Source organism: Massilia luteola (assembly GCF_034420155.1).
GTDB classification, from domain to species: domain Bacteria; phylum Pseudomonadota; class Gammaproteobacteria; order Burkholderiales; family Burkholderiaceae_D; genus Telluria; species Telluria luteola.
In genome coordinates this window covers 183253-199507 of sequence record NZ_JAXOFN010000001.1, presented here as the reverse complement: position 1 = coordinate 199507, position 16255 = coordinate 183253, and the positions used below count along the sequence as shown (strand labels likewise).

Annotated in this window: 10 protein-coding genes; 1 reads left to right on the top strand and 9 read right to left on the bottom strand. The window is 68.8% G+C overall.

Annotation, left to right across the window (positions count from 1 at the left end; genetic code table 11):
• Position 1 precedes the first annotated feature (1 nt).
• The 9 genes from U9J41_RS00950 to U9J41_RS00910 all read right to left on the bottom strand — a co-directional run bounded on the left by U9J41_RS00950 (position 2) and on the right by U9J41_RS00910 (position 15893).
• The gene (locus U9J41_RS00950; RefSeq protein ID WP_322399729.1) at positions 2–1462 is read right to left on the bottom strand and encodes an efflux transporter outer membrane subunit; all 1461 of its coding nucleotides are present in this window, start codon (positions 1460–1462) and stop codon (positions 2–4) included.
• Between the two features lie 8 nt (positions 1463–1470).
• On the bottom strand, positions 1471–4746 hold the full coding sequence (locus U9J41_RS00945; protein WP_322399728.1) for an efflux RND transporter permease subunit: 3276 nt from the start codon (positions 4744–4746) through the stop codon (positions 1471–1473).
• Entirely contained in the window at positions 4743–7859 is a 3117-nt protein-coding gene (locus tag U9J41_RS00940; protein ID WP_322399727.1) for an efflux RND transporter permease subunit, read from the bottom strand. Before U9J41_RS00940 ends, U9J41_RS00945 begins: the two co-directional genes overlap by 4 nt.
• Positions 7860–8025: 166 nt before the next feature.
• Positions 8026–9465, bottom strand: coding sequence for an efflux RND transporter periplasmic adaptor subunit (locus tag U9J41_RS00935; protein WP_322399726.1), 1440 nt, complete (start codon positions 9463–9465; stop codon positions 8026–8028).
• Positions 9466–9775: 310 nt separating this feature from the next.
• Complete coding sequence (gene sppA / locus U9J41_RS00930) at positions 9776–11647, bottom strand: signal peptide peptidase SppA (RefSeq protein ID WP_322399725.1); 1872 nt, start codon at positions 11645–11647, stop codon at positions 9776–9778.
• A gap of 11 nt (positions 11648–11658) precedes the next feature.
• Entirely contained in the window at positions 11659–13134 is a 1476-nt protein-coding gene (locus U9J41_RS00925; RefSeq protein ID WP_322399724.1) for a sodium:solute symporter, read from the bottom strand.
• 58 nt (positions 13135–13192) lie between these two features.
• On the bottom strand, positions 13193–13621 hold the full coding sequence (locus tag U9J41_RS00920) for a hypothetical protein (RefSeq protein WP_322399723.1): 429 nt from the start codon (positions 13619–13621) through the stop codon (positions 13193–13195).
• A gap of 230 nt (positions 13622–13851) precedes the next feature.
• On the bottom strand, positions 13852–15378 hold the full coding sequence (locus U9J41_RS00915; RefSeq protein WP_322399722.1) for an NYN domain-containing protein: 1527 nt from the start codon (positions 15376–15378) through the stop codon (positions 13852–13854).
• Between the two features lie 92 nt (positions 15379–15470).
• Positions 15471–15893, bottom strand: a complete 423-nt coding sequence (locus tag U9J41_RS00910; protein WP_322399721.1) for a DUF1810 domain-containing protein — start codon at positions 15891–15893, stop codon at positions 15471–15473.
• A 61-nt stretch (positions 15894–15954) separates the two neighbouring features.
• On the opposite strand from U9J41_RS00910, the gene U9J41_RS00905 reads away from it, so the two are divergent.
• A complete protein-coding gene (locus U9J41_RS00905) occupies positions 15955–16176 on the top strand; it encodes a DUF3820 family protein (protein ID WP_322399720.1) in 222 nt (73 codons plus the stop codon).
• Positions 16177–16255 lie beyond the last annotated feature (79 nt).

Below are 16255 nucleotides of genomic sequence, written 5' to 3'. Positions count from 1 at the left end.
GCTACTCCTGCGCGGTGAGCGAGCCCGCGTGCCAGCCGCCGCCCAGCGACTGGATCAGCGCCACGGCCGTCGTCTGGCGGTTGCCCTGCGTCTGCACGAGCGCGCGGCGCGCGTTCAGTGCCGTCACCTGCGCCTGCACCACTTCCGAATAACTCACCTGGCCGGCCTTGTAGCGGTTCAGCACCTGCTCCTCGACCTTGTCCGCCGCCTGCGACGCCTCGCGCTGCAGGTCCTGCTGCTGCGCCAGCACGCGCGTGGCGGCCAGCTGGTCTTCGACGTCGGCGAACGCGGTCAGCACGGTCTGGCGGTAGCGCGCGACGGCCTGCTCGCGCGCCGCGGTCGCGCCCTGCACCGCGGCGCGGTTGGCGCCGCCGTTGAAGATGGTCTCGGTGGCCGACAGGCCCAGCGCCCACGCCACGCTCGATGCCTTGAACAGGTCGCCGATGGCGCTGGCGGACGGCCCGTACGACGCCGTCAGGCCGATCTGCGGGAAGTACGCCGCGCGCACGATGCCGATCTGCGCATTGGCCGCGGCCACGGCGCGCTCGGACGCGGCGATGTCGGGCCGGCGCTCCAGCAGCGTGGACGGCACGCCGACCGGCACCTCCGGCACCGTCACCTTCCACGGCACGCCCGCCAGCGTGAAGTCGGCCGGCGCCTTGCCGATCAGGACGGCGATCGCGTGCTCGAACTGCGCGCGCTGGCGCGCCAGCGTCAGGTCGTCGCTCTGCGCGCTGGCGAGCTGGGTCTGGGCCTGGTAGACGTCCGAGTGCGGCACGATGCCGACGTCGAAGCGGTTCTGCGTGATCTTGAGCACGCGCCGGTAACCCTCGATGGTCGTGGCCAGCAGCGCGCGCTGGGCGTCGACCGAGCGCAGCGAAAAATAATCCGTCGCCAGCTCGCCCTGCGCGGACAGGCGCGCGGACGCGAGGTCGGCCGCGCTGGCCTGCGCATTGGCCTGCGCCGCGTTGATACCGGCGCGCAGGCGGCCCCACACGTCCGGCTCCCAGCTGGAGCCGATGTTCAGGCGGTAGCTGTTCGACGTGCGCCCGCCGTTGTTGTTGCCGTTGCTGTTGTTGGAGCCACCACCGCCGCCGCTGCCGTTGCGGTCGGCGCCCGCGCCCAGGGTCACGGTCGGGAACAGCGCCCCGCGCTGCTCGGCCACGACGGCACGCGCCTGGCTGTACGCCGCGACGGCGGCCGCCACGTTCTGGTTGCTGACCTCGACCTGGCGCACCAGGCCGTCGAGCACCGGATCGCCGAACAGGTTCCACCACGGGCCGCGTTCGAGCGCGTCGGCCGGCGCCGCCGGCGCCCACCCCTGCAGCTCCTTGAAGGCGGCCGGCGCGGGCGCCGTCGGGCGCTCGTAGGCCGGGCCGAGGGCGCAGCCGGCGAGGCTGGAGAACAGCGCGGCCGCGAGCAGGGCGCGGGGCAGCGTGCGGAGGATCGGAGTGTGTCGCATGGTTCTGTTCATGGCTGGGAAGTCGAAGGCTGGTCGTCCAGCGGATGGCGGACCAGGTGGTGCTCGTCGGCGTTGCGGCGGCGGAGTTTGTCGAGGTAGACGTAGACGACCGGCGTGGTGAGCAGGGTCAGGAGCTGGCTGGCGACCAGGCCGCCGATGATGGCGATGCCCAGCGGCTGGCGCAGCTCGGACCCTTCGCCGAAGCCGATCGCCAGCGGCAGCGCGCCCAGCGCGGCGGCCAGCGTCGTCATCAGGATCGGGCGGAAGCGCAGCAGGCACGCCTCGCGCACGGCTTCCGTGGCCGACAGGCCGCGCGCGCGCTCCGCTTCCAGCGCGAAGTCGATGATCAGGATCGCGTTCTTCTTGACGATGCCGATCAGGAGGAACACGCCGATCAGGGCGATGATGGAAAACTCCATGTGGAACAGCAGCAGCGCCAGCACGGCGCCCACGCCGGCCGACGGCAACGTCGACAGCACGGTGATCGGGTGCACGAGGCTTTCGTACAGGATGCCCAGCACGATATAGATGACGACGATGGCCGCGAGGATCAGGAGCGGCTGCTGCTGGCTCGATTCCTGCGCCTGCTTGGCCTGGCCCTGGAAGCTGCCGCGCACGTTGACGGGCATGCCGATGTCGGCTTCCGCCTGCGCCACGGCCTGCCGCGCTTCCGACAGCGAATAACCCTGCGCGAGGTTGAACGAGATCGTCGTCGCCAGCTCGCCGTCCTGGTGGTTGACGGAGCTCGGCGTCGACCGCTCGGCGAAGCGCGCGATGGCGGACAGCGGCACCATCGTCGTCGCCCCCGTCGACAGCGCGGCGCCGCTGGCCGGGTCGCGCGCGGCGGTCAGGTTGGCGGGCGCGGTCGCCGCACCGGTGCCGGCGGCGGTCGTGCCGGCGGTCGCGCCGGCCGTCGTGGTGCCGCTGGCCTTCTTGGCCGGCACGTAGACGTCGTCCAGCGCGGCCGGCGAGCGTGCGTACTTCTGCGCGACGCCCATGATCACGTGGTACTGGTTCAATTCGTCGTAGATGTTCGCGACCTGGCGCTGGCCGAAGGCGTCATAGAGCGCGTTGTCGACATCCTTCGCGCTGATGCCGAGGCGCGCGGCCGTCTGCTTGTCGATGTCGACGTAGGTCTCGACGCCGTTGTCCGCCTGGTCGGTGTCGACGTCGGTCAGCGCCGCCTGCCCCTTCATCGCGTCGGCCAGCTTCGTCGCCCACGCCTTGAGGTCGGCGCGGTTGTCGCTCTTGAGCGTGTACTGGTAGGTGGAATTCGACTGGCGCCCGCCCATGCGCAGGTCCTGCACGGGATTCAGGAACAGCTGCACGCCCGTCACGCGCGCGAGCCTCGGCCGCAGCCGCGCGATCACGGCCTGGCCGCTCTCGCCCTTGGCGCGCTGGCTCACGGGTTTCAGGTTCATGAACATGAAGCCGCCGCCGGCGCGCGAACCGCCCGTGAAACCGACCACGGTGTCCACGGCGGGATCGCTCTTGATGATGTCCACCAGCTGGCGCAGCTTGCCCTGCATGGCCTGGAACGAGATGCTCTGGTCGGCGCGCATGCCGCCGTTGATCTGGCCCGTATCCTGCTGCGGGAAGAAGCCCTTGGGCGCGGCGGCGAACAGGAACACGTTCAGCGCGACGACGAAGGCGAGGATCAGCATGACGAGCGGCTTCATGTCCAGCGCCCAGTCGAGCGCGTGCTCGTACGATTTCAGCACGGCGTCGAAGGCCCGCTCGGCCCAGCGCGCGAGCCGGCCCTGCTTGCGCTCGACGTGCCCGTGCAGCTTCTGGCCGGGTTTCAGCAGCACCGCGCACAGCATCGGCGTCGTCGTCAGCGAGATCACGAGCGAGATCATCACGGCGGCCGACAGGGTGACGGCGAATTCGCGGAACAGCCGTCCCACCTGCCCGCCCATGAACAGCAGCGGGATGAACACGGCCACGAGCGAGAGGCTGATCGACAGCACCGTGAAGCCCACTTCCTGCGCGCCCAGCAGCGCCGCCTTCATGCGGTCCATGCCCAGTTCGACGTGGCGGCTGGTGTTTTCCAGCACGACGATGGCGTCGTCGACGACGAAGCCGGTGGCGACCGTGAGCGCCATCAGCGACAGGTTGTTGAGCGAGAAGCCCAGCAGGTACATCACGCCGAAGGTGCCGAGCAGCGAGACGACGGTGGCGACGGCCGGTACGACGGTGGCGCGCACGCTGCGCAGGAACAGGCTCACCACGAGCACCACGAGCAGGATCGAAATCATCAGGGTCAGCTCGATCTCGTGCAGCGAGGCGCGGATCGAATTGGTGCGGTCCGACGCCACCTGCATGCTCACGTCCTGCGGCAGCTGGGCCTGCAGCTGCGGCAGCAGCGCGCGCACGCCGTCCACGGTCTCGATGACGTTGGCGCCCGGCTGGCTGGTCACCAGCACGATCACGGCAGGCCGGCCGTTGAACAGGCCAAGCGTATTGATGTTCTCCACGCCGTCCGTGACGTCGGCCACGTCCTGCAGGCGGATTGCCGAGCCGTTGCGCCAGGCGACGACGAGGCCCTTGTAGTCGGCCGCCGTGCGTCCGTTCGTCGGCGTATTCGCCTGCGAATAGATCTGCAGGCGCATGCCCTGCCCCTCCAGCGCGCCTTTCGGCCGGTTGGCATTGGTGGCCTGGATCGCGGCACGCACGTCCTCGGCCGCCAGGCCGTACTGGTTCAGCTGGTACGGGTTCAGGTCGACGCGCACGGCCGGCAGCGAGCCGCCGCCGATCTCCACGTCGCCCACGCCCTTCACCTGCGCGAGCTTCTGCTGCACGATGTTCGACACCTCGTCGTAGATCTGGCCCGGGCTGCGCGTCTTGGACGTCAGCGCCAGGATCAGGACGGGCGCGTCGGCGGGATTGGCCTTGCGGTAGGTCGGGTTGCTGCGCAGGGTCGCGGGCAGGTCGGCGCGCGACGCGTTGATCGCCGCCTGCACTTCGCGCGCGGCGGAATCGATCTGGCGCGTCAGGTCGAACTGCAGGTTGATGCGGGTGGAGCCGTTGCCGCTGTTCGACGTGATCTCGTTGACGCCGGCGATGACCGCGAGCCGCCGTTCGAGCGGCGTCGCCACCGACGTCGCCATCGTGTCCGGACTGCCGCCCGGCAGGCTGGCGGACACGGAGATCGTCGGGAAGTCGACCTGCGGCAGCGGCGACACCGGCAGCACGAAGAACGCGCCGATGCCCGCCAGCGCGATCCCGATGGTCAGCAGGACCGTCGCGATGGGCCGCCGGATGAACGGTTGGGAAAGACTCATGCGCCGGCTCCGCCGGGTTTCGGTTCCGTGCGCGGCTGCGCGGGCTCCGCGCCGCCCCGGCGCCGCGCCAGGCGGTCGAAGGCGAGGTAGATGACGGGCGTCGTGAACAGCGTGAGCAACTGGCTGACGATCAGGCCGCCGAAGATGGCGAGGCCCAGCGGCCGGCGCAGCTCGGCGCCCTCGCCCCAGCCGAACATCAGCGGGACGGCGGCGAACAGCGCGGCCAGCGTCGTCATGATGATCGGGCGGAAGCGCAGCATCGCGGCCTGGTGGATCGCGGTACGCGGGTCCTTGCCCTCGTCGCGCTCGGCCTCGATGGCGAAGTCGATCATCATGATCGCGTTCTTCTTGACGATGCCGATCAGGAGGATGATGCCGATGATGCCGATGACGCCGAGGCCCTGCCCCGTGACGCCCAGCGCCAGCAGCGCGCCGACGCCGGCCGACGGCAGCGTCGACAGGATCGTCAGCGGGTGGATGTAGCTCTCGTACAGCACGCCCAGCACGATGTACACGCAGACGACGGCCGCCAGGATCAGCCACAGCTGGTTCGACAGCGACGCCTGGTACGCGCCGGACGCGCCGAGGAAGGTCATGCTGACGGAGGCCGGCAGGTTGATCTCCTTGGCGACCTCCTTGATCGCCGCGACGGCGGTGCCCAGCTTGACGCCGGATGCCGTGTCGAAGCCGATCGTCGTGGCCGGGTACTGCGCCACGTGCGTGATCTGCAGCGGCGCGGCCTGCTCGGTGACGGACGCGATGGCGGACAGCGGCGTCGGCGCGCCGGAACCCGTGCGCAGCTGCAGGTTCTGCAACGCGTCCAGCGACATCGCGTCATCCTGCCGCGCTTCCAGGATCACGCGGTACTGGTTCGTCTCGGTGAAGATGGTCGACACGATACGCTGGCCGAACGCGCTGTACAGGGCGTCGTCGACGTTCGACGCCGTCACGGACAGGCGCGAGGCGCTGTCGCGGTCGATGTTGACGTACGCGGCCGCGCCGGTGGCGCCGGCGTCCGTGACGGCGTTCGCCAGCTCCTTGCGGCGCGCCATGGCCTCGACCATCTTGTTGGCCCACGTCGTCACCGTCTTCGTGTCCGCGCCCTCGATCGACAGGCGGTATTGCGTCGGTCCCGTCTCGGCATCGATGGTGAGGTCCTGCGTCGGCTGCAGGTACAAGGTCACGCCGGCCACGTTGCGCGCCACGCGATCGCGCAGGCGCGCCATGACGGCGCGCTGGTCGTCGTGCGACTTCTTCAGGTTGATCAGCATGGTGCCCGTGTGGAGCATCGTGTTGTTGGCGGCGTCCACGCCCACGGTCGACGCCAGCGATTCGACGTCGGGGTCGGTCAGGATCTCGCGCGCGGCGGCCTGCTGCATGTCGGCCATCGCGGCGTACGAGATCGCCTGGCGGGCTTCCACGCGCGCCTGCAGCTGGCCCGTGTCCTGGGTGGGGAACAGGCTTTTCGGGATGAAGACCCACATCAGCGCCGTGAGCACGAGGGTCCCCAGCGCGACGAGCAGGGTCAGGCCCTGGCGCTCGAGCACCCAGTTCAGGCCGCGGTCGTAATGGCCGACGGTCCAGTCGAACACGGACTGGAACCTGCGCGCGAATGCGCTCTCGTGCGCCCGGTCGTGGTGCTTGAGCCAGCGGCCCGACATCATCGGCACGAGCGTCAGCGAGACGATGGCCGAGATCAGGATCGTGATCGCCAGCGACACGGCGAATTCGCGGAACAGGCGGCCCACGACGTCGCCCATGAACAGCAGCGGGATCAGCACGGCGATCAGCGACACCGTCAGCGAGATGATGGTGAAGCCGATCTGCGCGGCGCCTTTCAGCGCGGCCTCCATCGGCGGTTCGCCTTCCTCGACGTAGCGCGAAATGTTCTCGATCATGACGATGGCGTCGTCGACGACGAAGCCGGTGGCGATCGTCAGCGCCATCAGCGACAGGTTGTTCAGGCTGTACCCCAGCAGATACATGACGCCGAACGTGCCGACGAGCGAGATCGGCACCGCGAGGCTGGCGATGACGGTCGCGCGCACGCTGTGCAGGAAGGCGAAGATCACGAGCACCACCAGCACGACGGCCAGCACCAGCTCGATCTGCACGTGTTCGACCGAGGCGCGGATGCCGTTGGTGCGGTCCGACAGCACGGCCATGTGGATGCTCTGCGGGAGGCTGGCCTGCAGGTCGGGCAGGCGCTGCTTGATGGCGTCCACGGTCGCGATCACGTTGGCGCCCGGCTGGCGCTGCACGTTCAGGATGATCGCCGGCTTCATGTTGGCCCAGGCGCCCAGCTTGACGTTTTCCGCACTGTCGACGACCTTCGCCACGTCGCCCAGGCGCACCGGCGCGCCGTTCTTGTAGGAGACGATCAGGTTGGTGTAGTCGGGCACCGTCACCAGCTGGTCGTTGGCGTTGATCGTGTAGGCGCGCGCGGGGCCGTCGAAGCTGCCCTTGGCGCTGTTGGCGTTGGCGCTCGTGATCGCGGTGCGCAGCGTGTCGAGACCGAGGCCGTTGGCGGCGAGCGCCTTCGTGTCGGCCTGGATGCGCACGGCCGGACGCTGGCCGCCCTGCAGCGTGACGAGGCCGACGCCCGACACCTGGCTGATCTTCAGCGCGAGGCGCGTGTTGACGAGGTTCTGCACCTCCGTCAGCGGCATCGAGTCGGACGTGATGGCGAGGGTCAGTACCGGTGCGTCGGCCGGGTTGACCTTCGCGTAGACCGGCGGCGCCGGCAGGTCGGTCGGCAGCAGCGAGCCGCCCGCGTTGATCGCGGCCTGCACTTCCTGCTCGGCCACGTCGAGCGTCTGGCCGAGCGTGAACTGCAGCGTGATCACGGAGACGCCGGCCGCGCTGTTGGAACTCATGCGCGCCAGGCCCGCCATCTGGCCGAACTGGCGTTCCAGCGGCGCCGTCACGGTGCGCGCCATCACTTCCGGGCTCGCGCCCGGGTACAGCGTCTGCACCTGGATCGTCGGGAAGTCGACCTGCGGCAGCGCCGACAGCGGCAGGAATTTATAGCCGACGAGGCCCGCCAGCACGATCGCCAGCATCAGCAGGGACGTGGCGACGGGGCGGCGGATGAAGGGGGCGGATGGACTCATGAAGCACCTCCGCGAAGCATGCACTCGTCGCCCCGGCGAAGGCCGGGGCCCAATTTCGTCGCGCCGACGCGATGCTGGCTGGACTTGGGTTCCCGCCTGCGCGGGAACGACGTGCGGTTGCCGCGTATCACCGCGTGGGCACGGTGTGCCCACCCTACAAACCCGGTCATTGCGCAGCCCCTTCCTGCTGCTGGCGGCGGCGGTGCTGGCGCTGCGCGCCGTCCTGCGCGGGCTGCGCGCCGGGCTGCGCGGGCTGCGCGCCGGGCTGCGTGGCCGGTGCGGCCGCGCCGGCCGCTGGCCCCGCCCCGCCCTGCCCGCCGTGGCGGCCCTTCCAGTTGCCCTGGCCGCCCGCCGCGCCGGCGCCCTGCGCGCGTGCCAGATGGTCGCCCGGCAGCGTCACTTTGGCGCCATCCTTGAGGCGGTCCGCGCCTTCCGTGATGACCGTTTCGCCGCCCGACAGGCCGCTCGTGATCTCGACGCGCTCGGCATTCTCCTCGCCGCGCTTCACGTTCGTCTGCGCCACCGTGCGGGTCTGCGGATCGAGCACGTAGACGTAGTCGCCGCTGACGCCGTGGCGCAGCGCCGTCACCGGCACGGTGATCGCGTTCTTGATGACGTCGACCTGCAGGCGGATGTTCACGAACTGGCTCGGGAACAGCTGCGCGCCCTCGTTGCCGAAACGGGCCTTGGCCTTGACGGTGCCCGTTTGCGTGTCGACCTGGTTGTCGAGGGCCATGAAGCGGCCCTGCGCCAGCTCGCGCGTGCGGGTGCGGTCCAGCGCCGTCGCCGGCAGGCTCGCGTTGCCGTTGATGCGTTGCTGGATCGCGGGCAGGCGGTCCTGCGGCACGGCGAATTCGACGTCGATCGGCGACTGCTGCGTGATCACCGCGATCCCGTTCGCATCGCTGCTGCCCACGAGGTTGCCGATATCGACCGTGCGCAGGCCCACGCGGCCGGCGATCGGCGCGCGCACTTGCGTGTAGCCGAGATTGATGCGGGCGATGCCTTCGGCCGCCTTGTCGGTCGTGACGGTGCCCTGCAATTGCTTGACGAGGGCGGCCTCGGTGTCGACGTCCTGGCGCGCGATCGAGTCCTGCTGGAGCAGCGTCTGGTAGCGGCCCAGCGTGACCTTGGCCGTGTCGAGCTGGGCTTCGTCGCGCTGGCGCTGGCCGGTCGCCTGCAGCAGCGCCATCTGGGAGGGCCGCGGATCGATCGTCGCCAGCACCTGGCCCTGCTTGACGAGCTGCCCTTCGGTGAACAGGATCTTCTGCAGCACGCCGCCGGTCTGCGGGCGCACGGTCGCGACGGCGGCCGGGGTCACGGTGCCGAGGGCATCCAGCAGGATCGGGATATCGGCCCGTTCGGCCTTGCCGACGCCGACCGTCGTCGCCGGCATGCCGCGGCCGCCCGGACCGCCGCGGCCGCCCGCGCCCGGCCTGCCGCCGCCGGGGCCGCCCTGCGACTGCTGGTGCACGAGGTGCAAGGCCAACGCCGCCAGGCCGGCCATCGCGAGCACGGCGACGACGGTGCCGATGACACGGGTGCGGCGCGAACGCCTGGGTTGGGTCGGGGTTTTGTTCTTGTCGGGTGTGACGGTCGAATCCATGCGAGTCCTTGGCGGCCGGGTAATCAAAAGCACAATAAAAGTTCCATGGCAATGTAGCACGGCCCGACATTGCTTTATGTTTCGTAACGTACAGACGAGAAATTCCCCGGCCACATGAGCGGGCATCCCGCCGGGCAGATCGATTCGCTTCTTTACGTGGATTTACACAGAAGCCTTCCACATGCCGGAAGATCGATGCAAAAACGGGCATGGGAGAGTCCCCATGCCCGTTTTTCGTCGCTGCCGCCGTGTTTCGGCGTCGGTATGCCCGACTACAAGCTGTTACAAAGCTTAACGGCCCGGAAAGGTTTCAGGGCACTGCGCACAGGCAGTGCGTGACCGCAGCGAACGGTTGCCGGCGGTCGGCGACGCCGGCCAGCCAGCCCAGGTCCTTGCCGATCGGCGCCAGTGTGGTGCCGCCGAGGGCTGCCGCGCCGAGGTCGGCCGGCAGCAGGCCCAGCTTCACCTGCACCGTCAGCGCCTGCGCGTCCGACAAGCCGATGCGTTCCAGCAGGCGCTCGGCCAGCGTGGTCGGCGGCTCGGCGTACGTGACGCGGAAATCGTCGCCGAGGTGCGCCCGCTTGGCGGCCGAGCGCAGCGCGTCGCCGTAGCTGCCCAGGCGGTCGACGAGGCCCCGCTCCTTCGCCTGCGTGCCGGTCCACACGCGGCCCTGGCCCACTTCGTCGATCTTCGCCTGCGTCGTCCTGCGCGCGATGGCGGCCTTGGTCGTGAACTCTTCGTAGATGTGGTTGATGGTGGACTGGATCAGCTGGCCGAAGCGCGGATCGAGCGGGCGCAGCGGATTGTAGGCGTCGGCCAGCCAGGTCGTCGTCACGCCGGCCGTGTGGATGCCGAGTTTGTCCCCGACCTTGTCGGCCGTCGGCAGGATGGCGAACACGCCGATCGAACCGGTGACGGTATCCGGATCGGCGATGACTTCGTCGGCCGCCAGCGAGATCCAGTAGCCGCCCGACGCGGCCACGTCGCCCATCGACACGACGACCGGCTTGCCCGCTGCGCGCGTGAGTTCCAGCTCGCGCCGGATCAGTTCCGAGCCGTATGCGCTGCCGCCCGGCGAATTGATGCGCAGGACGACGGCCTTCACCGACTTGTCTTCGCGCACGCTGCGGATCAGGTTCGCCGTCGAGATGCCGCCCACCATGCCGGGACCGCCGGTGCCCTCGGTGATGTCGCCGGCCGCGACGACGACGGCCACCGCGTCGCCGAACGGCTTGTCCGGATGGCGCGACACATAGTCGGCAAAGCCCACCTGGCGGAAGCTCTTGATGTGGTCATCGTAGGCGCCGCGCTTGATGAACATGGCGCGCACTTCGTCGCGGGTCTTGATGCCGTCGATCAGCTTCCAGTCCAGCGCCACCTTGGCCGCGTTGCCGTGCGCCGCGTCGAGGCGCTGCGGCAGTTCGTCGATGCCCTTGGCGATGGCGCCCGCCGGCAGCTTGCGCGCCTTCTCGACTTCGGCCGTGTAGCTGCTCCACAGGCCGTTGTACAGGAAGGCGTCGGCCTCCTGCGCGGCCTGGGACGGGCCATTGCCGATGAACGGCTCGGCGAAGCTTTTATACGTGCCGACCTTGATCACGTTGACGGTGACGCCGACCTTGTCGAGCGCATCGCGGTAGTAGTTGCGGTGGCGGCCGAAGCCTTCGATCAGCACCATGCCCATCGGGTGCAGGTAGATTTCGCTCGCGTGCGCGGCGATCAGGTAGCGCTTCTGGTCGAAGCTGCCCCCCCAGACCACGACGCGCTTGCCGGCCGCCTTCACGCGCTCGATGGCGGCACCGATCTCGCGCACCGACGCGAGGCCGCCGCCGCTCATCTCGTCCAGCAGCACCAGGACCTCGCTCACGTTGGCGTCCTTGGCGGCGCCGTCCAGCGCCTTGAGCACGTCCGGCAGGCGCACGAGCCGGCGGCCGTTGCCCGAGAGGCCGGCGACGACGGAGTCGCGCACGCTGCCCGCGCGCTCCTCGACCAGTTCGCCCTTGAGGTCCAGCACGAGGGCCGTCTTGGGCAACAGCGGCTTGAGTCCGCCGCCGAACATGCTCCACACGATGGCGATCACGATGATCAGGAAGAACAGGTTCAGCACGAAGCGGCGGGTGGCATCGAGGCCGCGCCAGAGCGCGCCGACGCCGCGGCGCATGGATGACAGGGGCTTGAATGGCATTAGGGCTCCGGCTAGTTGAAATTTGGTTCGGTCAAGGGCATGGGCCCGGCGCGGCGCGAGATCGCGAACAGGCCGGCGAACACGAGGGCGCCGTTCACGATCAGGAGTTCGAAGCCGAGGCGGTAACTGCCCAGCAGCGCATGCTGGTGGTATTCCAGCAGCGCGCACAGGAGGGGCGCGCCGACGGTCACCCAGGGCACGAGCCGGTCGTTCAGCGTGCGCGTCGTCAGCATGCCGAAGGCGAACAGGCCGAGCAAGGGCCCATAGGTATAGCTGGCCAGCTTCAGGATCACGACGATCATGCTGGGATTGTCCGCCCATTTGAACACCAGCACCATGGCCAGGAACAGCAGGGCGAACGCGAGGTGCACGTGGCGGCGCACGCGTGCGCGCGCGGCTTCGGTCAGGTCGTCGCGGCGGCGGATGCCGAGGATGTCGATGCAGAAGGTGGACGTCAGCGCCGTGATGGCGCCGTCCGCGCTGGGGAACAGCGCCGAGATCAGCGCGATCAGGAACACGATCTGGACCAGGGCCGGCAGATGGCCCATGACGACGGCCGGGAAGATCTTGTCGCCGGTCGCCGTGACGCCGGCCGCCGGCGCGTACAGATACAGCAGGCCGCCGAGGAACAGGAAGGCGCACAGCACGACGACGAGCACGGCCGTCAGGCTCAACAGGTTCTTCTGCGAATCGCGCAAGGTCTTCACGGAGATCGTCTTCTGCATCATTTCCTGGTCCATGCCGGTCATCGTCAGCACGATGAAGATGCCGGCCACGACCTGCTTGAGCCAGAAGCCGGGGCTGTCGACGTCGTGCGTGAATACGCGCGCGAGCCCGCGCTCCTGCATCCGCTGCAGGGCCTGCGGGATCGTCAGGTCGAGCTGGCCCAGCATGAACGCGACGCAGGCGAACAGGCCGGCGAGCATGCACGTCGTCTGCAGGGTGTCGGTCCAGACGATGGTCTTCACGCCGCCCTGGTAGGTGTACAGCAGGATCATGCCGAGGACGATGAAGGTCGTGAGCCAGAACGGGATGCCGAGGCCGTCGAGGATGATGTCCTGCAGCACGGCGACGACGAGGTACAGGCGGGCCGTGGCGCCGAACAGGCGCGACAGGATGAAGAACCCGGCCCCGCTCTGGTAGGCGCGCCGGCCCAGGCGCACGTCGAGGTAGTGGTAGATCGACGTCAGGCGCAGGCGGTAGTACAGCGGCAGCAGCAGGTAGACGACGGCGATGTAGCCGATCACGTAGCCGATGAGGATTTGCGCATAGCCGAAGCCGTCCGTCCCGACGGCGCCCGGCACGCTGATGAAGGTGGCGCCGGACAGCGTCGTGCCGACCATGCCGAAGGCGACGAGCATCCAGTTGCTGCTCTTGTTGCCGATGAAGAAGCTGTCATTGTTGGCGCCCCGCGACGTGGCCCACGCGACGCCCAGCAGCAGCGCGAAATAGGCGATGAGGATGCAGAAAAGTAAAGCCGGGGACATTAAAAATCCAGAATGTTGTCTGATCGCCCAGCAATATACACCCAAGAAAGCGCGGGAGTCAGATCCCCTGCCCCGGCGCCCGTTCGAACGGGCCGATGCACGCGTCCATCGTCTCGTTGCGGCACATCACGAAGCGGGCGCCGGACGGATGGAAGCGGATGTAGTTGGTGGCGCGCGTGCCCGGCTTCATGATCTCGCCGGAGCAATCCTGCTTGCCGTTGTCCTTCACGATCTTGTCGTCGAGCTTGTAGAACCCCTTGGCGCTGGGGCGCTCCGCGACCGTGAACTCGCTTTCCGACACTTCGTCCGCGCTCTTCACGAGCGTCGTGCCGTCGCCGCGGAAGTGGTACGTCTCGGAACAGCCGAGCTGCGGGATGGTGAGGATCCAGATGCCCAGCAGCGGGTGCGCTGCCGACGGCGCGGCGGCGTGTGCCGACAGGGAGGCTGCAACAGACAGGCAGGCGAACAGTCCGGTAAGCGTGCGCATGGTGGGCCTTTGCATGACGGTGCGGGGAAGCGCGGGGGCTTGTCATTATTGCACAGGCAAACGCCGGATGCGCGCGCGGAACGACGTCGTTCCCGGACTGGCCGTCCGCCTCGGCGGGGACCCGATTACGTTGCGTGGACGTGGGCTGGACTTGGGTCCCCGTCTTCGCGAGGGCGACGATCCAGGGTTTTGACGCGATCGATCCCGGCACTGCCGGGATCGACGGGTCATCAACCGTTTTCCGGCGGCGTCTTGGGCTTCGCGGGCCTGCGTGGCGCGCGCGTGGCCGGCTTGCGCGACGGGGCCTTGTGCGCCGGGCGGCTGGATTTCTTGCGGGCCAGTTTCGCGCCGTCGCCCTCGTCCTCGCCTTCCGGTGCGGCACCGTCGCCGGCCGGCATCGCCTGCGCCGCGACGGCATGCTGCGCGTCGGCCGCGGCGGCGCTGTCTTGCTGTGCCGCCTGGTCCGGCGTCACGGCCGTGCCGGCTTCCGGCGCCTCCACGGCGGGTGCCGCGTCCTTGCGCGCGGCCGGCTTGCGCGGCGCGCGCGCGGGGCGGCGGCGTTCCTTCACGGGCGCGGGCGCCTCTTCGGCGGCCGGCGCGACCGCGGCCGCATCGTCGGCCTCGGCCGCGGCCACCGGCTCGATCGCCTCGGCCAGGTCCGGGGTCGGTGCGGGCCAGGTCGCCATGGCGGCATCTTCGGATGCCGGCGCAGCGGCGTCGGTGCCCGTCGCCTGGCCGTCGCGGCCCTTGCGTCCGCGGCCGCCGCGGCGGCGCGACTCGCGCGCCGGCGCCGGCACTTCCGTCGGCTGCTCGCCCTGGATTTCGGCGGCCAGCTCGTCGCCGGCCTCGGACGCGGACTGTGCCTGCTCGACGTCGGCAACGCCTGCCGCTTCCACCGGCGCGGCATCGACGGCCTGCAGGTCCGCCTGCGCGTTCGCGCCGCGGTAGACATAGGTGCCGGACTTTTCGTCGCGGCCGAATTCGAACAGGCCGCGCGTCTGCGCTTCCTCGAGCAGGTTGCCGAAGGTGCGGAAGCCGTAATAGGTCTCGGAGAAGTCCGGACGGCGGCGCTTCAGCGTGTCCTTCAGCAGTGACGCCCAGATCTTGCCCGTGTCGCCCCGTTCCGAGACGAGCGCGTCGAAGGTCTCGACGACCATCTCCAGCGCCTGCAGCTTGCGCGCTTCCATTTCTTCGCGCTTGCGGTTGTTCTCGTCGGACGGACGGCGGGCCGGCGCGGGCTGGGCCTTGCGCTCGTCGCGCTTGGCGGCGGCGCGGCGCTGTTCGCGCACGAGGTCGTCGTAGAAGATGAATTCGTCGCAGTTCGCGACCAGCAGGTCGGACGTCGACTGCTTCACGCCCACGCCGATCACCCGCTTCGCGTTCTCGCGCAGCTTGGAGACGAGCGGCGAAAAGTCCGAGTCGCCCGATACGATGACGAAGGTGTTCACGTGCGACTTCGTGTAGCACAGGTCGAGCGCGTCCACGACCATGCGGATGTCCGCCGAATTCTTGCCGGACTGGCGCACGTGGGGGATTTCGATCAGTTCGAAGTTCGCTTCATGCATCGTCGCCTTGAAGCCCTTGTAGCGATCCCAGTCGCAATAGGATTTCTTGACCACGATGCTGCCCTTGAGCAGCAGGCGTTCGAGGACGGGCTTGATGTCGAACTTCTCGTAATTCGCATCGCGCACGCCGAGCGCGACGTTTTCGAAGTCGCAGAACACCGCCATGCTGATATTGTCTGAAGATGAAGCCATGTGTGTTGTTGTGTGGTTGTGGACAAGCTGACCAGCGATTATACGCAACAACGTTGACAACGCCGCCACGGACGCGTCCGGCCAGGGAATGCTCAGCCGAGCCGCTCGAGCGTGGCCGGGTCGGCGCGGCCGTCGAAGAACTGGTCGAGGCAGGTCTGGAAGATCGCTTCGTGGGGCGCGATGTCGGCGAACAGGGTCATCGACGACTGGAATTTCAGGTTGTCGGGGTAGCCGAAGATCTCGTCGACGCCGCGGTCGTGATGGCCCGCCACGGCCGTCGCGCAGGCGCGCAGGCGCGGGCCCAGCACGGGATGCGCGAGGTAGGCGGCGGCCTCGTCGGCGGAGCGGATCGCGTAGCGCTGCGCCATCGCGCTGTGCCCCAGCCCGTCGACCTGGGGAAAGATGAACCACATCCAGTGGGTGCGCTTGTGGCCGGCGCGCAGCTCGGCCAGCGCCGTGTCGTAGACGCCGTTCTGCGCTTCGACGTAGCGTTCCAGGTTGAAGTCGGGTGCCATGGTCTCTCTCCTCTCCGGCGCATGCTACGCCGATCGCGGGATTTGCTAAAGTGGCGCCACGATGAAACCCGAACACCTCACGCTCCTCCTCACCCGCGAAATGCCCTACGGTAAGTACAAGGGCCGCACGATCGCCGAACTGCCCGGCCACTACCTGGGCTGGTTCGCCCGCGAAGGCTTTCCGAAGGGCGAACTGGGCGAGCTGCTGGCCCTCATGTACGAGCTCGACCATAACAATCTGCGCGGCCTGCTGGACCCGCTGCGGGGCCGCCCGATGCGATGATCGATTTTTTCGATCCTATGCCGTAAAACTACTCGTTTTTCATTGCCGCCCGGCGTCCCTATACTGGCTTCCATCGACA

What these genes read in the sequence shown, in the direction of transcription:
- U9J41_RS00940 (WP_322399727.1), bottom strand. Translation starts at nt 7,859, where the DNA reads ATGAGTCCATCCGCCCCCTTCATCCGCCGCCCCGTCGCCACGTCCCTG.
- U9J41_RS00935 (WP_322399726.1), bottom strand. Translation starts at nt 9,465, where the DNA reads ATGGATTCGACCGTCACACCCGACAAGAACAAAACCCCGACCCAACCC.
- U9J41_RS00915 (WP_322399722.1), bottom strand. Translation starts at nt 15,378, where the DNA reads ATGGCTTCATCTTCAGACAATATCAGCATGGCGGTGTTCTGCGACTTC.
- U9J41_RS00910 (WP_322399721.1), bottom strand. Translation starts at nt 15,893, where the DNA reads ATGGCACCCGACTTCAACCTGGAACGCTACGTCGAAGCGCAGAACGGC.
- U9J41_RS00905 (WP_322399720.1), top strand. Translation starts at nt 15,955, where the DNA reads ATGAAACCCGAACACCTCACGCTCCTCCTCACCCGCGAAATGCCCTAC.
- sppA (WP_322399725.1), bottom strand. Translation starts at nt 11,647, where the DNA reads ATGCCATTCAAGCCCCTGTCATCCATGCGCCGCGGCGTCGGCGCGCTC.
- U9J41_RS00920 (WP_322399723.1), bottom strand. Translation starts at nt 13,621, where the DNA reads ATGCGCACGCTTACCGGACTGTTCGCCTGCCTGTCTGTTGCAGCCTCC.
- U9J41_RS00950 (WP_322399729.1), bottom strand. Translation starts at nt 1,462, where the DNA reads ATGCGACACACTCCGATCCTCCGCACGCTGCCCCGCGCCCTGCTCGCG.
- U9J41_RS00945 (WP_322399728.1), bottom strand. Translation starts at nt 4,746, where the DNA reads ATGAGTCTTTCCCAACCGTTCATCCGGCGGCCCATCGCGACGGTCCTG.
- U9J41_RS00925 (WP_322399724.1), bottom strand. Translation starts at nt 13,134, where the DNA reads ATGTCCCCGGCTTTACTTTTCTGCATCCTCATCGCCTATTTCGCGCTG.